The sequence below is a fragment of the Tunturibacter empetritectus genome, from assembly GCF_040358985.1.
In the GTDB taxonomy this organism is placed as follows: Bacteria; Acidobacteriota; Terriglobia; order Terriglobales; family Acidobacteriaceae; genus Edaphobacter; species Edaphobacter empetritectus.
Window position 1 is genome coordinate 4022072 of record NZ_CP132932.1, and the last position, 16115, is coordinate 4038186.

The following is a 16115-nucleotide window of genomic DNA, read 5'->3' on the forward strand; positions in this document are numbered from 1 at the left end:
CATTTTGGGGCAATGAATCCTAATTCATTCTTGGCAAAGTTGTGTGGATTCATTAGAGTGGCGGCACCGGAGATTTCCGGTTTGAGGCCTGGACTGAAACGATTAGCGAAGAAGACGAGGCCTGATTCGATTAGGGCAGAGGTGCCGGCAACGGGACCCGGAAGCGAAAAATATCAACGCATTCTGGATGCGGCGGTGGAGGTGATCGCCGAGCATGGCTATTTCAGCTCGCCAGTGAGTGCGATTGCGAAGCGCGCCGGGGTGGCGGATGGGACGATCTATCTCTACTTCAAGAGTAAGGATGACGTGCTGCGGACGGCGATCGACTCGACCTTCGATAAGTTTCATCGGCAGGTGGAGGAGGAGTTCAGGACTCTGCATGATCCGCGGGCGCAGTTGGAGTACATCGCGCAGGTTCACCTGGAGAGTCATGCGGTGAATCGCAGCATGGCGGTGTTGATGCAGACCGAGGTGCGGCAGAGCGCGAAGTTTATCGCGGAGTTTTCGCATCATCATCTGGTGAAGTACATCCAGGTGGTGCGCGAGGTGGTGCGGCGGGGGCAGCAGGAGGGGATCTTCCGGCGGGATGTTTCCGATGGCGTGGTGGCTCACTGCATGTTCGGGGCGATCGATGAGCTGCTGAGTTCTGCTGTGTTTACAGGGCGGGTCTATGATTCGAAGGCGACGGCTGCTCAGGTGATGGATGTGCTGCTGAGCGGGATTCAGACGAAGTGACGGCTGCAATGTGATGTTAGAAGAAAAGCAACCGCAAATGATTACGCCAGCGGTTTCCCGCATGACTCCAGATGACCAACTTCCAGATTTGAAAGAATAGAAAACGCACAGTTACAACAGCAGCATTAGATTTTTGGGGAGAGACGATGTTTGATTTTTCGACTTTGAATGATGTTCTGGAGCAGGTTACGGGACGGGGCAGCCGGGCAGTGATGATGGGGCAGGGCGCGGATGGGGCGTGGAAGCCGATTACTTCTGATGAGCTTTATGGGCAAGTGCGGGCGCTGGCGGATGTGCTTCGCGGCTGGGGTGTGGCCCAGGGCGATCGCGTGGCGATTCTTTCGGAGAACCGGTGGGAGTGGGCGGTGACGGACTTTGCGACGCTGTCGATTGGAGCGGTGGATGTGCCGCTGTATCCGACGCTGACGCCGGATCAGATTGGATATATGTTGCGGGACTCGGGCTCGAAGGTGGCGGTGCTGTCGTCGCGGGAGCAGTATGACAAGCTGTCGGCTGCGGGGGATCTGCCGGAGTTAAAGCATGTGGTGGTGATGGATGCGGGAGAGTTTCCGAATGCTGAGAGCTTTGGCACGTTGATGGATGGCGCGAAGGCGAGGCAGCAGAGAGATGTGGAGTTCGATGGAATGTTGAAGAGGGTGAAGCCGGAGGATCTGGCGACGATTATCTACACGTCCGGCACGACCGGTGAACCGAAGGGTGTGATGTTGACGCATGGAAATCTGACCAGCAACGTGAACTTCTCGACGGGGGAGATGGGTTTTACGGAGAAGGACAGCTGCATCTCGTTTTTGCCGCTGTCGCACGTAACGGCTCGACATACGGACTATGCGTTCCTGAGTTATGGGGTGAAGCTGGCTTACTGCCCAAAGTTCGACCAGCTGGCGCCGGCGATGCAGGCGGTGAAGCCGACGGTGTTTCTTGCGGTGCCTCGGGTGTATGAAAAGATTCGGCAGGCGGTGGAGGGGAAGTCGGCTGCGTCACCGGCGAAGTTGAAGATACTGCGCTGGGCTCTGGGCGTGGGGAAGAAGCATCGGGCGGAGATATTGGGGGGAAAGACTCCTGGTTCGCTGAGCTGGAAGGTTGCGAACAAGCTGGTGTACTCGAAGATTCGCGAGGCGTTTGGGGGGCGCGCGGAGGTGTTTATCTCGGGCGGCGCGCCGCTGGGGATGGATTCGGCGGGATGGTTTGCGGATGTAGGGATTCGGATCTTTGAAGGGTATGGGTTGACGGAGACCTCGCCGGTGATTGCGGTGAACTATCCGGAGGCGCACCGGATTGGGACGGTTGGGCAGGCGCTGAAGAATGTGGAGTGCCGGTTTGCGGAAGATGGAGAACTGGAGGTGAGAGGCCCTTCGGTGTTTGTGGGGTATTGGAAGAAGGAGGAAGCGACGAAGGAGGCGTTTACTGCGGATGGGTGGTTCAAGACTGGTGATATTGGGAATATCGATACGGACGGGTACTTGTCGATTACGGACAGGAAGAAGGAGCTGTTGAAGACCAGTGGCGGGAAGCTGATTGCTCCGCAGCCAATTGAGAATAAGCTGAAGGCGAATGTTCTAGTGGGGCAGGCGGCTCTGGTGGGAGATAAACACAAGTTTGCGTGTGTGCTGATTTCGCCGAACTTTGCGGCGCTTGAGGGATGGGCGAAGGGGCAGGGAGTTGCTGCGGGGGATCGTGCGGCTCTGGTGAAGGATGCGAAGGTGGTGAAGGCTTACCAGGAGATCGTGGATAAGGTGAATATGGGTCTGGCGAACTTCGAGAGTATGAAGCGGATGAGTTTGGTTGCTGACGAGTGGAGCGTGGAGGATGGAACGCTGACTCCTAGTATGAAGCTGAAACGGCGTGTGGTGGAGCAGAAGTACGCGAAGGAGATTGGAGATTTCTATGCGGATGAGGCGACTGCATCGAAGCGGTGAGCTAAGTGCTTTAGGCGGCGGGTTGCGTTTGGTGGGTGTGGTGGCGCTGGCTGGTGGAGTTTGTCTGGCGCAGGTTGGGCCGCCGGTTTGTGCTGTGCCGTCGGGGAAGCAGGCGGCTAGTTTGCGGCCTCGGGTGGGGCCGAGGCCTACGGTGGAAGTCGCAGTGGCTACGGCGGAGACGGCGGCGGCTGATCCGACGATGGTGGTGGCGGCGGAGCCGATGGAGAACTTCGGTGTGGCGCGGTATCGGCTGGAGGACTACGCCGATTGCGTGGGGACGGGTGGGTGTTACTGGGCGGATCTGGACGCTCAAGCGAAGAGGGCCGAGGCAGAGTTGAAGCGGCTGATCGCTGCGGAGAAGACTGGCGAGAAGTTGGCGCTGGTGCTGGATATCGATGAGACTGCGCTGACGAACTACTGCGAGATGAAGCGGGAGGACTACGGATTTATCTCGGTGCCTTTCAATGAGTGGGCGGTCTCCGCCGAAGCGGATATGGCGATACCGGGGACACTTCGGTTGTTCAACGAAGCTCGGGCTGCGGGGCTGGAGGTCTTTTTTATTACGGGTCGGCCTGGGGAGCAAAAGGCGGCCACGGCGAAGAACCTGGAGGCCGCGGGGTATCGGGGATGGAAGGGGCTTGCGTTGCGCGAGGGGCCTGAGAAGACGATGGCTACGGTTGCCTACAAGAGCGAGGAGCGGAAGAGGATTGTGGATGCAGGGTATCGCATTGTGATGAGCGTGGGGGATCAGTGGAGTGACCTGAATGGGGAGCCAAGAGCGGAAATCAGCGTAAAACTACCGAATCCCTTTTACTATTTGCCTTAGGGGTTTGCAGGGGGCTTGATTTGGGGACTTTAGTATCCGGCGATACGACGATGCTGCGGCGGGCGAACAAGGTAGGGCGGAGGTTTTTGAATCCGGTGCCTACGGTGATCGGCGGGTTGAGCACGATCTTCAAGGTGCTGCCCCGTTACTTGTTCAACAAGGCGGAGACGGTGCCGACGAAGACGCTGGGGCCGTTCCACACCGATGTCTCCGTGTATGCTGGGGTTCCGGTGAGCGGTCTTCGGGTGACCTGGATGGGGCACTCGTCTTTGTTGATGGAGATTGATGGGTTGCGAGTGCTGATCGACCCGATGTGGGATGAGCGCGCTTCCCCAACGCGATGGATGGGGCCGAAGAGATTTTTTGCTGCACCGATGAAGCTGGAGGATCTGCCGCCTGTGGATGTGGTGCTGCTGTCGCACGACCACTTCGACCACTTGGGAGAGGCGACGATTTGTGGATTGGCGCGGCTCGATTCGATGGGCGAGGCGAAGTGGCTGACTTCGTTGGGAGTGGGAGAGCTGCTGCAGGGGTTTGGAGTCGATGCCGGGAGGATCACGGAGCTGGATTGGACGCAGAGTGTCTCGGTGGGTGAGGTGGAGATCACAGCTGTTCCGTCGAGGCATTTTTCCGGGAGGAGTCTATTCAATCGATTCGAGACGCTGTGGTCTGCGTTTGTGTTTCGCGGGCCGAAACATAAAGTCTACTTTGGCGCAGATTCGGGATGGTGGGAAGGGTTTGCAGAGATTGGCTCTGTATATGGGCCGTTCGATCTTACGATGCTCGAGATTGGCGCGTTCGATGCGTTGTGGGATGGAATTCATCTTGGGCCCGATGGCGCGGCGAGAGCATTTGAAGCGCTTGGCGGCAAGGGGCTGATGATGCCGATTCACTGGGGGCTGTTCGATCTGGCGCTGCATGCGTGGCGGCAACCGATCACGCGGATGCTGGAGATTGCGGGGGAGCGGGAGATTCTGTTGTGGGCTCCTGAGCCGGGGCGGCCTAGCGAGGTGGTAGCGGGGGTCGAGGTGCGGTCGGATTGGTGGCGGTGAGTGAGGTCTAGTGCCGGACGAAGTCGACACTGACGATAGTTGCAACCTCAACTGGAACTCCATCGACGATGTAGGGACGGAAGCGCCACGTGCGCACGGCGTCGGTTGCGGCGCCTCGTAGTAAATGATGTCCTTTGATAACGCGCAGGTTCTCGACGGTACCTCTCTTCGAGATGATGGCCTGCATGACGACGTTGCCCTGCGTGTGGGTGAGACTGGCGAGCTTCGGGTATACAGGCTTTGGGGCGGAGAGGAGATTTGCTGCCATGACGCCGGACGTGACGTTGACGCGGCGACCGGAGATCGTTATGGGACTCCATCGCGTGGTTGCGCGAGGGGCAGACGGAGGGCCACCTGCGCGAGAGGCGGTGTCGGTGGCTACCTCGTCAGGGCTTTTGGTGGGGGTGGAGATCAAAGATGCGGAGGTGTTGGAGTGAGTCGGCTGATTGGTGTCGAATGGCTTCGTGATGATGGGGAGTTTTGGGTTTAGCGACGGATCGATCTGAGCGGTGGGCTGCGAGTTAACGCCTGGTGCGTCGGTGGGGAGGGTTACAGAGGGCTTTTGCGTCTGATCAGGCGAGTCCGGCGACGAGGCGGAGCTGGGTGAAAGAGCTTCGGCGACAGGAAGAGCCTCACTGGCTGGAGCCGATTTTGCGAAGGTCGTATCACGTACAAGGCGCCAGTAGACCAGGTTCGCAAGGAGCAGTGCCGCACCGAGAAGGAAGATCTGAAAGATATATTGTTTCCCGGAGGGGAGCGGATGTATGAACCTCATCCAGGGCTTGGTAACCACCTCGGGATTTTCTTTTGCCTGCGGGATCTTTAGCTGGATCTCTTCCTTTGCGACGGTTGCCTGGTTTATGTCGGTTTCTTTGGTGGCTTCCACTTGTTGGGCTGATTCGCCGGGGTACTGATCTGTTTGTGGATCGCTGAGCTGTTGGGTTGGTGGAACGGTGGCGGAGAACTTTGCGTCGCTCTGGTCTCTGAGGCGGGAGCCGACGCGCTCGCCGGAGGGTTGGGGCGCAGCGGGCAAGACAAGCGAAGGAATGTTTTCGAGTCGCGGCTCCATCCGGCTGATGCGTTGATCGATCGAGTCGAGGTAGAACTTGACCTGCAGACTGTTGAGCTCGAGTCGGCTGAGCGATTCGGTGAGCATGTTGACGTCATGGGAGGCGACGTGTCTCGGATCGAGTGGGGAATCGAAGCTTGAGTGAGGGATTAATTCTTCGCTGGGTTCTTCGTCGTAGATGGCAGTAGGCGCAAAGGTGTTGGACTGCGCTTCGAGGGATGGATGGACGTAGACGCGCTCGAGCGCTTCAAAATCTCCGGCATGGTCGATTGCGGCAGGGTCGGTTGTAGACGTGGAGCAGGGGCTGTCAGGGTGCTCGGCGCTGATCTGACTGCAGCTTCCTATGCTGATGAGGAAGTCGATGATGAGGTTGACCGGTGAGCTGATCTCGCGTTCAGAGGTGGCGATGTCCGGGCCGCCGCTGGCTATGGCGAGGATCGTGAGGAAGATACGGAGGGAGATTTCGCTCTCCCTTTCCATGATGGATTTGGCCAGAACGGAGAGATTGGTGCGAAGCTGGATGTCCTTCCGGAGCTTCCGGGCAAATGCGAAGAAGTCGTCCGGCTCGCCGTAAGGAACTGTACTGATTCGAAAAAAATCCTGCAGCTCATTGATGGAGCCGCCGAAGTGGGAGATTGTTTCCTGTGAGTCTGAAAAAAAGGCCATAACTTTTGATTTGGATGCGGATTGTGCCTGGGGGGTCCATCCTGACGGGAGTAAAGGATGAACTTTAGCGGGGGCGGCTTTTGTCGATCCGCAAGGCCGGTGGCAGGCTGAGGCTTGTGGCGGACTAAGGTGTTATTTCGCGGTATTATTTCGCTGACGTTAAAAATAAAGGAGCTTGCGATGCGGATTGGGATGTTGACGGGGGGCGGAGATTGTCCTGGGCTGAATGCGGTGATTCGGGCGGCGGTGCGTAAGGGAATCCTGCACCATGGGGATGAGTTTGTTGGGTTTATGGAGGGGTGGCGCGGCGTGCTGGATGATGTGACGATGCCGCTTACGCTTGAGACGACGTCTGGAATTCTGCATCGGGGCGGTACGATTCTGCGGTCTTCACGGACGAATGTGAAGAAGATTCCGGGTGGGTTTGACAAGTGCGTTGAGGTGCTGGGGAAGCATAAGCTGGATGCTCTGATTGCGCTGGGCGGGGACGATACGCAGTCGATCAGTCTGGCTCTGAGTGAGAAGGGCGTGAAGTGCGTTGGCGTGCCGAAGACCATCGATAACGATTTGAATGGGACCGATGCCTGCTTTGGGTTCGATACGGCTGTGGGGATCGCTACGGAGGCGGTCGATCGGTTGCACTCGACTGCCGAGGCGCATAACCGCGTGATGGTGTGCGAGGTGATGGGACGCGATGCCGGGTGGATCGCGATTACGGCGGGGATTGCGGGTGGCGCCGATGTGATTCTTGTGCCAGAGGTTCCGATCGATATTGATGAGGTGTGCCGGTTGGTGAAGTACCGGCGCGAGCATGGGAAGAAGTTTTCGATTGTGGTCGCGGCCGAAGGTGCGCAGTTTCCGGAGACGGGGCAGGCGACTCATGGGACGGCTGTTGATTCGTTTGGACATGCGCGACTGAGCGGGATTGGGCAGGCGCTGGCGGAGGAGATTGAGAAGCGGACAGGGTATGAGACACGCAGCGTGAACCTGGGGCATACACAGCGGGGCGGGACGCCTTCGGCTTATGACCGGATGCTGGCTACTCGGTACGGCGTGGCGGCGATCGACCTAGTGCATGCGGGCAAGTTTGGCCGGCTGGTGGTGCTGAAGGGCACTGCGATTACGGATATTCCCCTTGCGGACGCGATTGCGAAGACGAGAACGGTGGGGGAGGACTTACTGGCGGTAATGAAGGGGTTGCAGCCGTTAGCTTCCAGTTAACAAAGGAGATTTTTGTTGTGCCGGTAGACAAAAGGGGGTACAAAGAGGGTGCTGGGTGCTTCCGCGTCCGGCATTCATTTTGCAGCGCTGCTTTTTGGGTCGAACGGAGACTTGTGATGGCTGTGTCGGTACAGACAACGGTGCGTGAGGTGATGGATATCCGGCAGGCGTCGGAGTATCTGGGGATCAGCGGGGATACGTTGTACCGGTACGCGTCGGAGGGGTTTATTCCTGCGTTCAAGCTGGGGAATCGGTGGCGGTTCAAGAAGACGCTGCTGGATGCGTGGATGGATGAGAAGTCGGGCGTGAAGCCGCCTACGCCGATTGCCGTGATGCCAAAACAAAAGAAACCGGTTGCGAGGGCGCGGTAGACGGATTGATCAGACTTCTGGCGTTTCACATTGACGGGTATGTCGTCCTGTTTGGGGCTGTCGCGGTGGCAGCGTTCTGGTTTGCGATTCAGCTTTGCTGGTCGGCTGCAGGCAAACCCTGGTATGGCGTGGTGGGACGACTGGCGGGGGCTGTGGCGCTGCTTGCGCTGGGAGTGGTGATGATCTTTTTTACCGCCTTCGGGTCGGACTGAAGGTTTTCTCGATGGTTTGGAGATGCGCGCAACTGGGTGTCTGGCGTTACGGTTCAGGCTGGCTGAAGGGTGATGACTGTGATCTCCGGGGGGCAGTTGAGGCGGAAGGGCAGGCCAACGGTGCCGATGCCGCGATTCACGTATAGCTGCATTCGATTGAACTGGTAGTGACCTTCTGGATATTTTTCGCCTAGTGGAGGCAGGATGAGCGGGCCAAGGAAGGGCAGACGGACCTGGCCGCCGTGGGCGTGGCCGGAGAGCATGAGGTCGACGAGGGGGCCCCTGGGATGGGCGACGACGTCGTCGGCGTAGTCGGGCTCGTGGGCCATGAGGATGACTGGACCGTCGGGCCTAGTGGGGATGGCGAGGTCGAGGTTGGGAGCGCTGGTGCCGGGGTCGTCGACGCCGCAGAGCCAGAGACGGGAGCCGCTGCGTTCGATGGGAAGATAACGGTTGACCAGGACGGGTGTGCCGCGGCTGGAGAGAGCCTGAATGACCATGGGGGCGTTGACGGCTACGTCGTGATTGCCGAGGATGCCGTAGCGCAGAGGGGCGGTGAGGGTAGCGATGATCTCCGCACAACGGTGAGCAGCGTGTTTGCCGGCGATGAACGTGACAGAGCCGTGGGTGATGAAGTCGCCGGTGAGGAGGACGAGGTCCGGGGCGAGCGTGTTGACTTTGTGGATGACGCGTTCGAAGAAGAAGGGTTCAGTGTACTCGTCTAGGTGTATGTCGCTGAGTTGAACGATGCGATAGCCGTGGAAGGCGGTTGGGAGATTCGCGATGGCGATGGGGCGTTGGACGACGTCGACTTCGTGGCGAGCGATCTCTCCGGAGTAGAGAGCCAGAGCTGCTGCTGCGGTCCCTGAGCCTATGAGGAATTTGCGTCGGGTAAAGCGCGACGGCTGATCGGGTTGAGAGCCGGGCATACTTCCATAATACCGGTTGCAACGCTATGGGCGAAAGACAGGTTAGGGACGATGGGGTTGGGTAGAATCAGAGGTGATGAATTTTAGCTTGAGGAAGAAAAGAGCTACTGCGGCCGCGAAGGCAGCTGGCGTTGATGGGATGTTGATCGCGCATCTGCCGGATGTTCGCTATTTGTGCGGGTTTACGGGCTCGAATGCGGTGCTTGCGTTCGCGGGGGGACGCGCGACTCTGTTTACTGACGGACGGTATACGGTGCAAGCGCGCGTGGAGGCGGCCAGGACCAGGGTGATGATTGCGAAGAAGCCTGCGGTGGTGGCGGCTTGTGAGTGGCTTGAGACTGCCGGGGTAAGGCGCTGCGGATTTGACGCGGCGCATACGACGGTGGCGGGCCTGGAGATGATGCGGAAGGCTCTCTCGGCTAAGGTGCGGCGAGGAATGTTTGTGGCGGTGGGGCCGTTAGTGGCGCGGATGCGCGAGGTGAAAGACGTCGACGAGGTGAAGTTGATACGTGCCGCTGCGCTGGTGGGGTGCGATCTGTTTGAGGGCATGCTGACGTATCTGGAGGCGGGGCTGACCGAGACGGAGGTAGCGGCGACGTTGGAGTACGCGGCGAGGCTGGCGGGGGCGGAGGGGATGTCGTTCGACACGATCGTTGCGAGCGGGGAGCGATCGGCGCTGCCGCATGGGCGTGCAACAGGGGCTAAGCTGCCAAAGCAGGGGTTCGTGACCCTGGACTTCGGTGTTATTCTCGACGGATATTGCAGCGACATGACTCGTACCGTACACATAGGCAAGGCGTTGCCTAGTGAGCGGGACGTGTATGATTCTGTGCTGGAAGCTCAGGAGGCCGCGGTCGCCGCTGTTGCGCCGGGGGTGACTGCCGGAGAGGTGGACGAGGCGGCCAGGAGCGTTTTGCGGAGGGTGAAGCTGGATAAGTACTTCAGCCACTCTACCGGGCACGGTGTTGGGTTGGAGATTCATGAAGGACCACGGCTTGCGGCGAAGCAGACGCAGGTGTTAGAGCAGGGAATGGTGATTACAATCGAACCTGGTGTGTATATGCCCGGAAGGTTTGGGTTGCGCATCGAAGATATGGTTTTAGTGACGGCTAATGGCGGCGAGGTTTTGACGCCCAGTGTGAAGGCCTGGATAGAGCTCTAAAAAAGACATGGTGCCGGAAGAGGCACGGGAAGAGACATGATGGACGGAAATAAGTTGAATGAGCTGCGCGAACTGGTCGAGTTTTTGAAGGCGAACGAGATCGCCGAGTTCGATATGGAACAGGACGACCTGAAGGTGCGGATTAAGTTCGCGGGTGAGCCTGCTGTCGCTGCTCCTGCTGGCGGATTTGATATGGCGCATTTGAGTCGATTGATGGCATCGGCGCCTGCTGCAGCGGTTCCGGCTGTCGCTGCCGCGGCGAGCGCTCCTGTTCCGGCTGCTGAGGTTGAGGAGAAGCTGCATGAGGTGAAGTCGCCGATTGTGGGGACGTTCTATGAGTCGCCGTCGCCAGGCGCGCCTGCGTTTGTGAAGGTGGGCGATCAGGTGGAGGTGGGGCAGGTGCTCTGCATCGTCGAGGCCATGAAGCTGATGAATGAGATTGAGTCCGATGTGGCCGGCGAAGTTGTGAAACGAATCGCAGCGAGCGGTCAGCCGGTGGAGTATGGACAGCCACTGTTTGCTATCAAGGCGCGGTAAAGACGGTAGCGATTCGTCAGTGAAAGATTCGTCAGCAAAGATCAGTCCGCAAAGATCAATGGAAGGCACCTGTATTTATGTTTCGTAAGGTATTGATTGCCAATCGTGGGGAGATTGCACTGCGCGTGATCAGCGCCTGTAAGGAGATGGGTATCCGCACGGTTGCGGTGTACAGCGAGGCTGATCGGAATTCGCTGCATGTGCGGTTTGCCGATGAGGCGATCTGTATCGGACCTCCGCGTTCGGCGGATAGCTATCTGAATGTACCTGCCGTAATCTCGGCGGCTGAGATTGCGGATGTAGACGCGATTCATCCTGGGTATGGGCTGCTGAGCGAGAATGCGAACTTCGCCGAGGTGTGCCGCGCGTCGAACATCAAGTTCATCGGGCCTCCGCCCGAGGTAACACGGATGATGGGCGAGAAGTCCACGGCGCGGCAGACGATGAAGAAGGCAAAGGTGCCGATTCTGCCGGGGTCCGATGGGATTATCGCGGACGAGAATGAGGCGCTGGAGTGGGCCAAGGATGTTGGGTACCCGGTGATTCTGAAGGCGGTCGCGGGTGGTGGCGGTCGTGGGATGCGCATCTGTCGTAACAAAGAAGAGTTGCCGGGGATGTACCAGCAGGCTTCGACCGAGGCGGCGAATGCATTCGGGAATGGCGATATGTACATGGAGAAGTTCATCGAGCGGCCCCGGCACATTGAGTTCCAGGTGCTGGCCGATGAGCATGGCAATGTGATGAGCCTGGGGGAGCGTGAGTGCTCGATCCAGCGACGGCACCAGAAGTTGATTGAAGAGGCTCCCAGTCTGATGATCACTCCCAAGCTTCGTGAAGAACTGGGTAAGACGATCAAGCGGGCGCTGGAGAATATTGGCTATTGGAATGCCGGGACGATTGAGTTTTTGATGGATGAGGATGGCAAGATCTACTTCATCGAGATGAATACTAGGATCCAGGTGGAGCATTGTGTAACCGAGATGGTTACAGGAATTGATCTAGTGAAGGCGCAGCTGCGGATTGCTGCGGGCGAGAAGCTGACCTCGATTATTACGCGTCCGGTGGAGATTCGCGGGCATGCGATCGAGTGCCGTATTAATGCGGAGCATCCAGAGAAGTTCACGCCAAGCGCCGGAAAAATTACGGCCTTCAATCTGCCGGGAGGTAATGGGGTGCGGGTGGATACTGCCCAATACGCTGAGGGGTTTGTGCCGCCTTACTACGACTCTTTGATTGCGAAGCTGATCTGTCATGGAGCGGATCGCGAAGAGGCGATGAACAAGATGCAGCGGGCGCTGAGCCAGTTTGTGGTGCAGGGAATTCATACGACGATTCCGCTGCACGAGAAGATCTTTGCGGATAAAGAGTTTCGTTCGGGGCAGTTCGATACGAAGTTTATGGAGCGGTTCTTCGAGCGGCAGAAGGAAAGCTAGGTGGGAATCCTGCTACCGCGTTTGTATCCGATTGTGGACGATGGTTTTCTGGCGAGTCGCGGAATGGCAGTTGAGCGATTTGCGAAGGAACTAAAAGCGGCTGGGGTCGGACTGCTTCAGTATCGCAACAAGGCGGGCGGTCCTCAGGCGATTTTGCGGGTTGCCGCCCTGATTCGCGATGCGATGGGCGACAGCGGGTGCCGGTTGATTCTGAATGATCGAGCGGACCTTGCGGTGATTGCCGGGTGGGATGGAGTTCATGTGGGGCAGGAGGATCTGTCGCCAGATGATGCGCGCCGGGTAGTGGGGGCGGAGAGCTGGGTTGGGGTTTCTACGCATACGGAGGAGCAGGTTCGACTGGCGGAGTTGAGTTGTGCGGATTATGTTGCGGTGGGGCCGGTGTTTGCTACGGGGACGAAGCTGGACGCGGAGCCGGTGATTGGGTTGGCGGGTGTGAGACGGGCGCGGACGTTGACGACGAAGCCGATTGTGGGGATTGGCGGAGTTACGCGGGCGAATGCGCGAAGCGTGATCGATGCTGGGGCGGATTCGGTTGCGGTGATCAGCGCCTTGATTGCTGAGGGGGAGTCGGTGGAGAAAGTGGCGAGAGACTTTCTCGATGTTTTACGGTAGAACAGACGAACGTGAATCTTGTGAAAAAAATAACAGCCGACCTCTCCCCTTCGCTGCGGGATGACAAACAAAGATGCGTTGCGGAAGATGGCGAGCCGGTGTCTTCTGCTCCTCAGTTTGTGCAGGGGATGGGGTTGTTTTCTGCGACCGCGATTGTAATGGGTTCGATGATTGGATCGGGCATCTTCATTGTGTCGGCGGATATGTCCCGTGGATTGGGGTCGCCGGCGTTGCTGATTGCGGCGTGGCTGGTGACTGCGCTGATGACGATTATTGGTGCGCTGAGTTATGGAGAGCTGGCGGCGATGATGCCTAAGGCGGGTGGGCAGTATGTTTATCTGCGCGAGGCGTTGGGGCCGTTGTGGGGTTTTCTTTATGGGTGGACGCTGTTCCTGGTGATCCAGACGGGAACGATTGCTGCGGTGGGAGTGGCGTTCGGGAAGTTTCTTGGGGTCTTCTTTCCGAGAGTGAGCGCGCAGAACTGGATCTGGCATATCGGGCATGTTCCGCCGTGGCATGTGGGGCCGATGGTGCTGGGCAACATGGATATTGGGTTGAATACGGCGAACCTGTCGGCGATTGTGGTGATTACGCTGCTGACGCTGCTGAACACGTTTGGGGTGAAGATGGGCGCGGCTGTGCAGAATGTCTTCACTTCTGCGAAGGTGCTGGCTCTGATGGCGGTGGTGTTGATTGGGGTGGTCGCGAAGAACTCGGCTGCGGTGGCCGCGAACTTCGGTACGGGATGGCAGAACTTCTGGGCGAGAGCTGGATGGCATACGACCCATGCGGTGCAGGTCGGTGTAGGTGGGCCAACGGCTTATGTTGGAGTGCTGACCATTGTTGCGGTGGTGCAGGTGGGGTCGCTGTTTAGCTCGGATGCGTGGAACAACGTTACATTCACGGCTGGGGAGATTAGGAATCCGAAGAGGAATCTCCCACTATCGCTGGCCATTGGTACGGGCGTGGTGTTGCTGCTGTACGTGCTGTGCAACTTCGTTTATCTGAGTGTGCTGCCGTTGGCGGGGGATCCGGCCGCGACGACGATTGTGGGCCGAGGGATTCAGTTTGCGTCAGAGGACAGGGTTGCGACGGCGGTGATGGAGCAGGCTTTTGCGGGCTACGGCGCGAAGCTGATGGCTGGTGCGATTTTGATCTCGACGTTTGGATGTGTGAACGGAATGCTGTTGGCGGGTGCGCGAGTGTACTACGCGATGAGCAGGGATGGGCTGTTTTTTAAAGCGGTGGGCAGGCTGAGTGAGCGGTCGAAGACTCCGGTGAACTCGCTTTGGGTGCAGTGGGCCTGGACGTGTCTGTTGTGTCTGTCTGGGAGTTACGGGCAGCTGCTGGATTATGTGATCTTCGCCGTGCTCGTCTTTTATATTCTGACGATTGCGGGGCTGTTTGTGCTTCGACGGACTCGGCCGACGGCGGCGCGGCCTTATAAGGCGTTTGGATACCCGGTGTTGCCGGCACTTTATATCGTGATGGCTGTGTGGATTTGTGCAGTACTATTGCGTTACAAACCTCAATACACGTGGCCGGGCCTGATAATTGTTCTGCTAGGCATACCGGTGTATCTGGTGTGGAAGCGACAAGCTGTTGCGGAAGCTGTTTAGGGAAGTTGGGAGATTAGAACGCGCATGGGAAATCTGTTTGCCAAGAAGTCAATGAACAAGATGATGGCCGAGGCCAATGAACACGGCGTCGATACACTAGAGCGTGTGCTGGGGCCGGTGCAGTTGACTGCGCTGGGCATCGGCGCGGTCATCGGCGCAGGTATCTTTGTGTTGAGTGGATTGGGAGCGCGAACCGCTGGGCCTAGCCTAATGCTGGCGTTTGTGCTGAGCGGATTGGGATGCGCCTTTGCGGGACTGTGCTATGCGGAGTTTGCGGCGATGATTCCGCTGGCTGGCAGCGCCTACACCTATGCGTACGCGACCCTGGGTGAGTTGATCGCTTGGATTATCGGGTGGGATCTGACGCTTGAGTACGCGATGGGCGCGAGTACGGTGAGCTCGGGCTGGTCGAATAATTTTGTGGAGATGTTGAACATCTTCCACCTTAAGTTTCCCCTGTGGCTGGCCTATGATCATTGGACGGGCCTAAGGCAGGCGACCGATATGGTGGCGAGAGGCATGGTGTTGAGCTCTCATCCGGGGATGGTTCCGGGTACGCCGGCGTTCAGCGACGCGATGGACGCTCTGAAGGCGGCGCACCCGCCTGAGCTGGTGACACAGGCACACGCGTTGTTGAATGCGCCGCACCTCTTTGGAGTAGAGATAGGGATCAACGTTCCGGCGTTCCTGATTGCGCTGGTGATTACAGCGGTGCTGGTGGTGGGAATTAAAGAGAGCGCGAAGTTCAACGCGACCATCGTGGCAATCAAAGTTGGGATCGTGTTGTTTGTGCTTGGTTTGGGGTCGCACTACATCACGAAATCAAACTGGGGAACGGATTGGCATAGCTTTGCACCGTTTGGCGTTGGTGGAATCGGGCTGGCTGCCGGCCTGGTCTTCTTTTCGTACATTGGCTTTGATGCGGTGTCGACGACGGCGCAGGAGGCTAAGAATCCTCAGCGCGATCTGCCGATTGGGATCATTGTGTCGCTGTCGATCTGCACGCTGTTATATATCGGCGTGGCAGCTGTTTTGACTGGGATGGTGCCGTGGCGCGAGGTGAACATTGAAGCACCGATCTCGCGGGCCTTTCTGGATCACAACCTTGCCTGGGCCTCAAACATTGTGACGATTGGCGCGCTGGCGGGGCTGACCAGCGTGATGCTGGTGATGTTGCTGGGGCAAAGCCGGGTGCTCTATTCGATGGCGCATGACGGTCTGCTGCCAAAGAAGTTTTTCGGTGACATCCATCACAAGTTCCGGACGCCGTGGAAGGGGACGATTCTTGCGGGTCTTCTGGCGGCGATCGTGGGAAGCATTACTCCCATCGACGATATCGGCAAGATGGTGAATATCGGGACATTGCTTGCGTTCGTGATCGTGTGTATTGCCGTGATTGTGCTGCGGAGGACTGATCCCGACCGAGCAAGACCGTTCAGGACGCCGTGGGTGCCGGTCGTGCCGGCTCTTGGGATTCTCTTCAACGGATACATGATGTACAAGCTAGGGATCTGGAACTGGGTTCGCTTGGTTGTCTGGCTGATTATCGGGCTAGTTGTCTACTTTACCTACAGCAGAAAGCACAGCACGCTGCAGCAGAGCCTTGAAGCGAAGGAATCGGTAGAGATTAAATAGAAGATCGTTGGAAGATAGACGGCGTCCAGCTTCGGCAGGGCGCCTTCTCTATTTGAGGATATGGCTTGTGATGGCTTT

15 protein-coding genes are annotated in these 16115 nt (G+C 58.1%); 13 read left to right on the forward strand and 2 right to left on the reverse strand.

What is annotated here, in order from left to right:
- The first annotated feature begins 81 nt into the window (after positions 1-81).
- The 4 genes from RBB75_RS16765 (at position 82) to RBB75_RS16780 (ending at position 4550) form a co-directional block, all read left to right on the forward strand.
- Entirely contained in the window at positions 82-735 is a 654-nt protein-coding gene (locus RBB75_RS16765; protein ID WP_179637822.1) for a TetR/AcrR family transcriptional regulator, read from the forward strand.
- 146 nt (positions 736-881) lie between these two features.
- On the forward strand, positions 882-2672 hold the full coding sequence (locus tag RBB75_RS16770) for an AMP-dependent synthetase/ligase (RefSeq protein WP_353068728.1): 1791 nt from the start codon (positions 882-884) through the stop codon (positions 2670-2672).
- A complete protein-coding gene (locus RBB75_RS16775) occupies positions 2641-3498 on the forward strand; it encodes an HAD family acid phosphatase (protein WP_257030904.1) in 858 nt (285 codons plus the stop codon). The genes RBB75_RS16770 and RBB75_RS16775 overlap by 32 nt, the downstream gene beginning before the upstream one ends.
- Before the next feature lie 20 nt (positions 3499-3518).
- Entirely contained in the window at positions 3519-4550 is a 1032-nt protein-coding gene (locus tag RBB75_RS16780) for an MBL fold metallo-hydrolase (RefSeq protein WP_257030905.1), read from the forward strand.
- Between the two features lie 7 nt (positions 4551-4557).
- On the opposite strand, the gene RBB75_RS16785 is transcribed toward RBB75_RS16780, so the two are convergent.
- Positions 4558-6285 (reverse strand): energy transducer TonB, encoded by a 1728-nt coding sequence (locus RBB75_RS16785; RefSeq protein WP_353068729.1) that lies wholly within the window; start codon positions 6283-6285, stop codon positions 4558-4560.
- 180 nt (positions 6286-6465) lie between these two features.
- Between RBB75_RS16785 and RBB75_RS16790 the strand changes: the two genes are divergently transcribed.
- The 3 genes from RBB75_RS16790 to RBB75_RS16800 all read left to right on the forward strand — a co-directional run bounded on the left by RBB75_RS16790 (position 6466) and on the right by RBB75_RS16800 (position 8089).
- A complete protein-coding gene (locus RBB75_RS16790) occupies positions 6466-7506 on the forward strand; it encodes a 6-phosphofructokinase (RefSeq protein WP_179637825.1) in 1041 nt (346 codons plus the stop codon).
- A 116-nt stretch (positions 7507-7622) separates the two neighbouring features.
- Entirely contained in the window at positions 7623-7877 is a 255-nt protein-coding gene (locus tag RBB75_RS16795; RefSeq protein ID WP_179637826.1) for a helix-turn-helix domain-containing protein, read from the forward strand.
- A gap of 5 nt (positions 7878-7882) precedes the next feature.
- Entirely contained in the window at positions 7883-8089 is a 207-nt protein-coding gene (locus RBB75_RS16800) for a hypothetical protein (protein ID WP_179637827.1), read from the forward strand.
- Positions 8090-8142: 53 nt separating this feature from the next.
- Here the strand turns inward: RBB75_RS16800 and RBB75_RS16805 are convergent, their stop codons facing one another.
- A complete protein-coding gene (locus RBB75_RS16805; RefSeq protein WP_179637828.1) occupies positions 8143-9018 on the reverse strand; it encodes a metallophosphoesterase in 876 nt (291 codons plus the stop codon).
- Between the two features lie 88 nt (positions 9019-9106).
- On the opposite strand from RBB75_RS16805, the gene RBB75_RS16810 reads away from it, so the two are divergent.
- From RBB75_RS16810 to RBB75_RS16835, 6 genes are all read left to right on the forward strand, one after another.
- On the forward strand, positions 9107-10180 hold the full coding sequence (locus RBB75_RS16810; RefSeq protein ID WP_257030906.1) for a M24 family metallopeptidase: 1074 nt from the start codon (positions 9107-9109) through the stop codon (positions 10178-10180).
- A 39-nt stretch (positions 10181-10219) separates the two neighbouring features.
- Positions 10220-10717: an acetyl-CoA carboxylase biotin carboxyl carrier protein gene (gene accB / locus RBB75_RS16815; RefSeq protein ID WP_179638854.1), complete on the forward strand. Its 498-nt coding sequence runs from the start codon at positions 10220-10222 to the stop codon at positions 10715-10717.
- A gap of 77 nt (positions 10718-10794) precedes the next feature.
- Positions 10795-12150, forward strand: coding sequence for an acetyl-CoA carboxylase biotin carboxylase subunit (gene accC / locus RBB75_RS16820; protein WP_353068730.1), 1356 nt, complete (start codon positions 10795-10797; stop codon positions 12148-12150).
- Positions 12151-12783, forward strand: coding sequence for a thiamine phosphate synthase (gene thiE, locus RBB75_RS16825; RefSeq protein ID WP_353068731.1), 633 nt, complete (start codon positions 12151-12153; stop codon positions 12781-12783).
- A gap of 128 nt (positions 12784-12911) precedes the next feature.
- Complete coding sequence (locus RBB75_RS16830; RefSeq protein ID WP_353070403.1) at positions 12912-14402, forward strand: APC family permease; 1491 nt, start codon at positions 12912-12914, stop codon at positions 14400-14402.
- Between the two features lie 24 nt (positions 14403-14426).
- Positions 14427-16037 (forward strand): amino acid permease, encoded by a 1611-nt coding sequence (locus RBB75_RS16835; RefSeq protein WP_353068732.1) that lies wholly within the window; start codon positions 14427-14429, stop codon positions 16035-16037.
- Positions 16038-16115: the final 78 nt, after the last annotated feature.

Bases quoted from the DNA above. Each gene is read 5' to 3' on its own strand.
- RBB75_RS16770 (WP_353068728.1), top strand. From the start codon at position 882: ATGTTTGATTTTTCGACTTTGAATGATGTTCTGGAGCAGGTTACGGGA.
- RBB75_RS16775 (WP_257030904.1), top strand. From the start codon at position 2,641: ATGCGGATGAGGCGACTGCATCGAAGCGGTGAGCTAAGTGCTTTAGGC.
- RBB75_RS16785 (WP_353068729.1), bottom strand. From the start codon at position 6,285: ATGGCCTTTTTTTCAGACTCACAGGAAACAATCTCCCACTTCGGCGGC.
- RBB75_RS16790 (WP_179637825.1), top strand. From the start codon at position 6,466: ATGCGGATTGGGATGTTGACGGGGGGCGGAGATTGTCCTGGGCTGAAT.
- RBB75_RS16795 (WP_179637826.1), top strand. From the start codon at position 7,623: ATGGCTGTGTCGGTACAGACAACGGTGCGTGAGGTGATGGATATCCGG.
- RBB75_RS16805 (WP_179637828.1), bottom strand. From the start codon at position 9,018: ATGCCCGGCTCTCAACCCGATCAGCCGTCGCGCTTTACCCGACGCAAA.
- accB (WP_179638854.1), top strand. From the start codon at position 10,220: ATGGACGGAAATAAGTTGAATGAGCTGCGCGAACTGGTCGAGTTTTTG.
- accC (WP_353068730.1), top strand. From the start codon at position 10,795: ATGTTTCGTAAGGTATTGATTGCCAATCGTGGGGAGATTGCACTGCGC.
- RBB75_RS16830 (WP_353070403.1), top strand. From the start codon at position 12,912: ATGGGGTTGTTTTCTGCGACCGCGATTGTAATGGGTTCGATGATTGGA.
- RBB75_RS16835 (WP_353068732.1), top strand. From the start codon at position 14,427: ATGGGAAATCTGTTTGCCAAGAAGTCAATGAACAAGATGATGGCCGAG.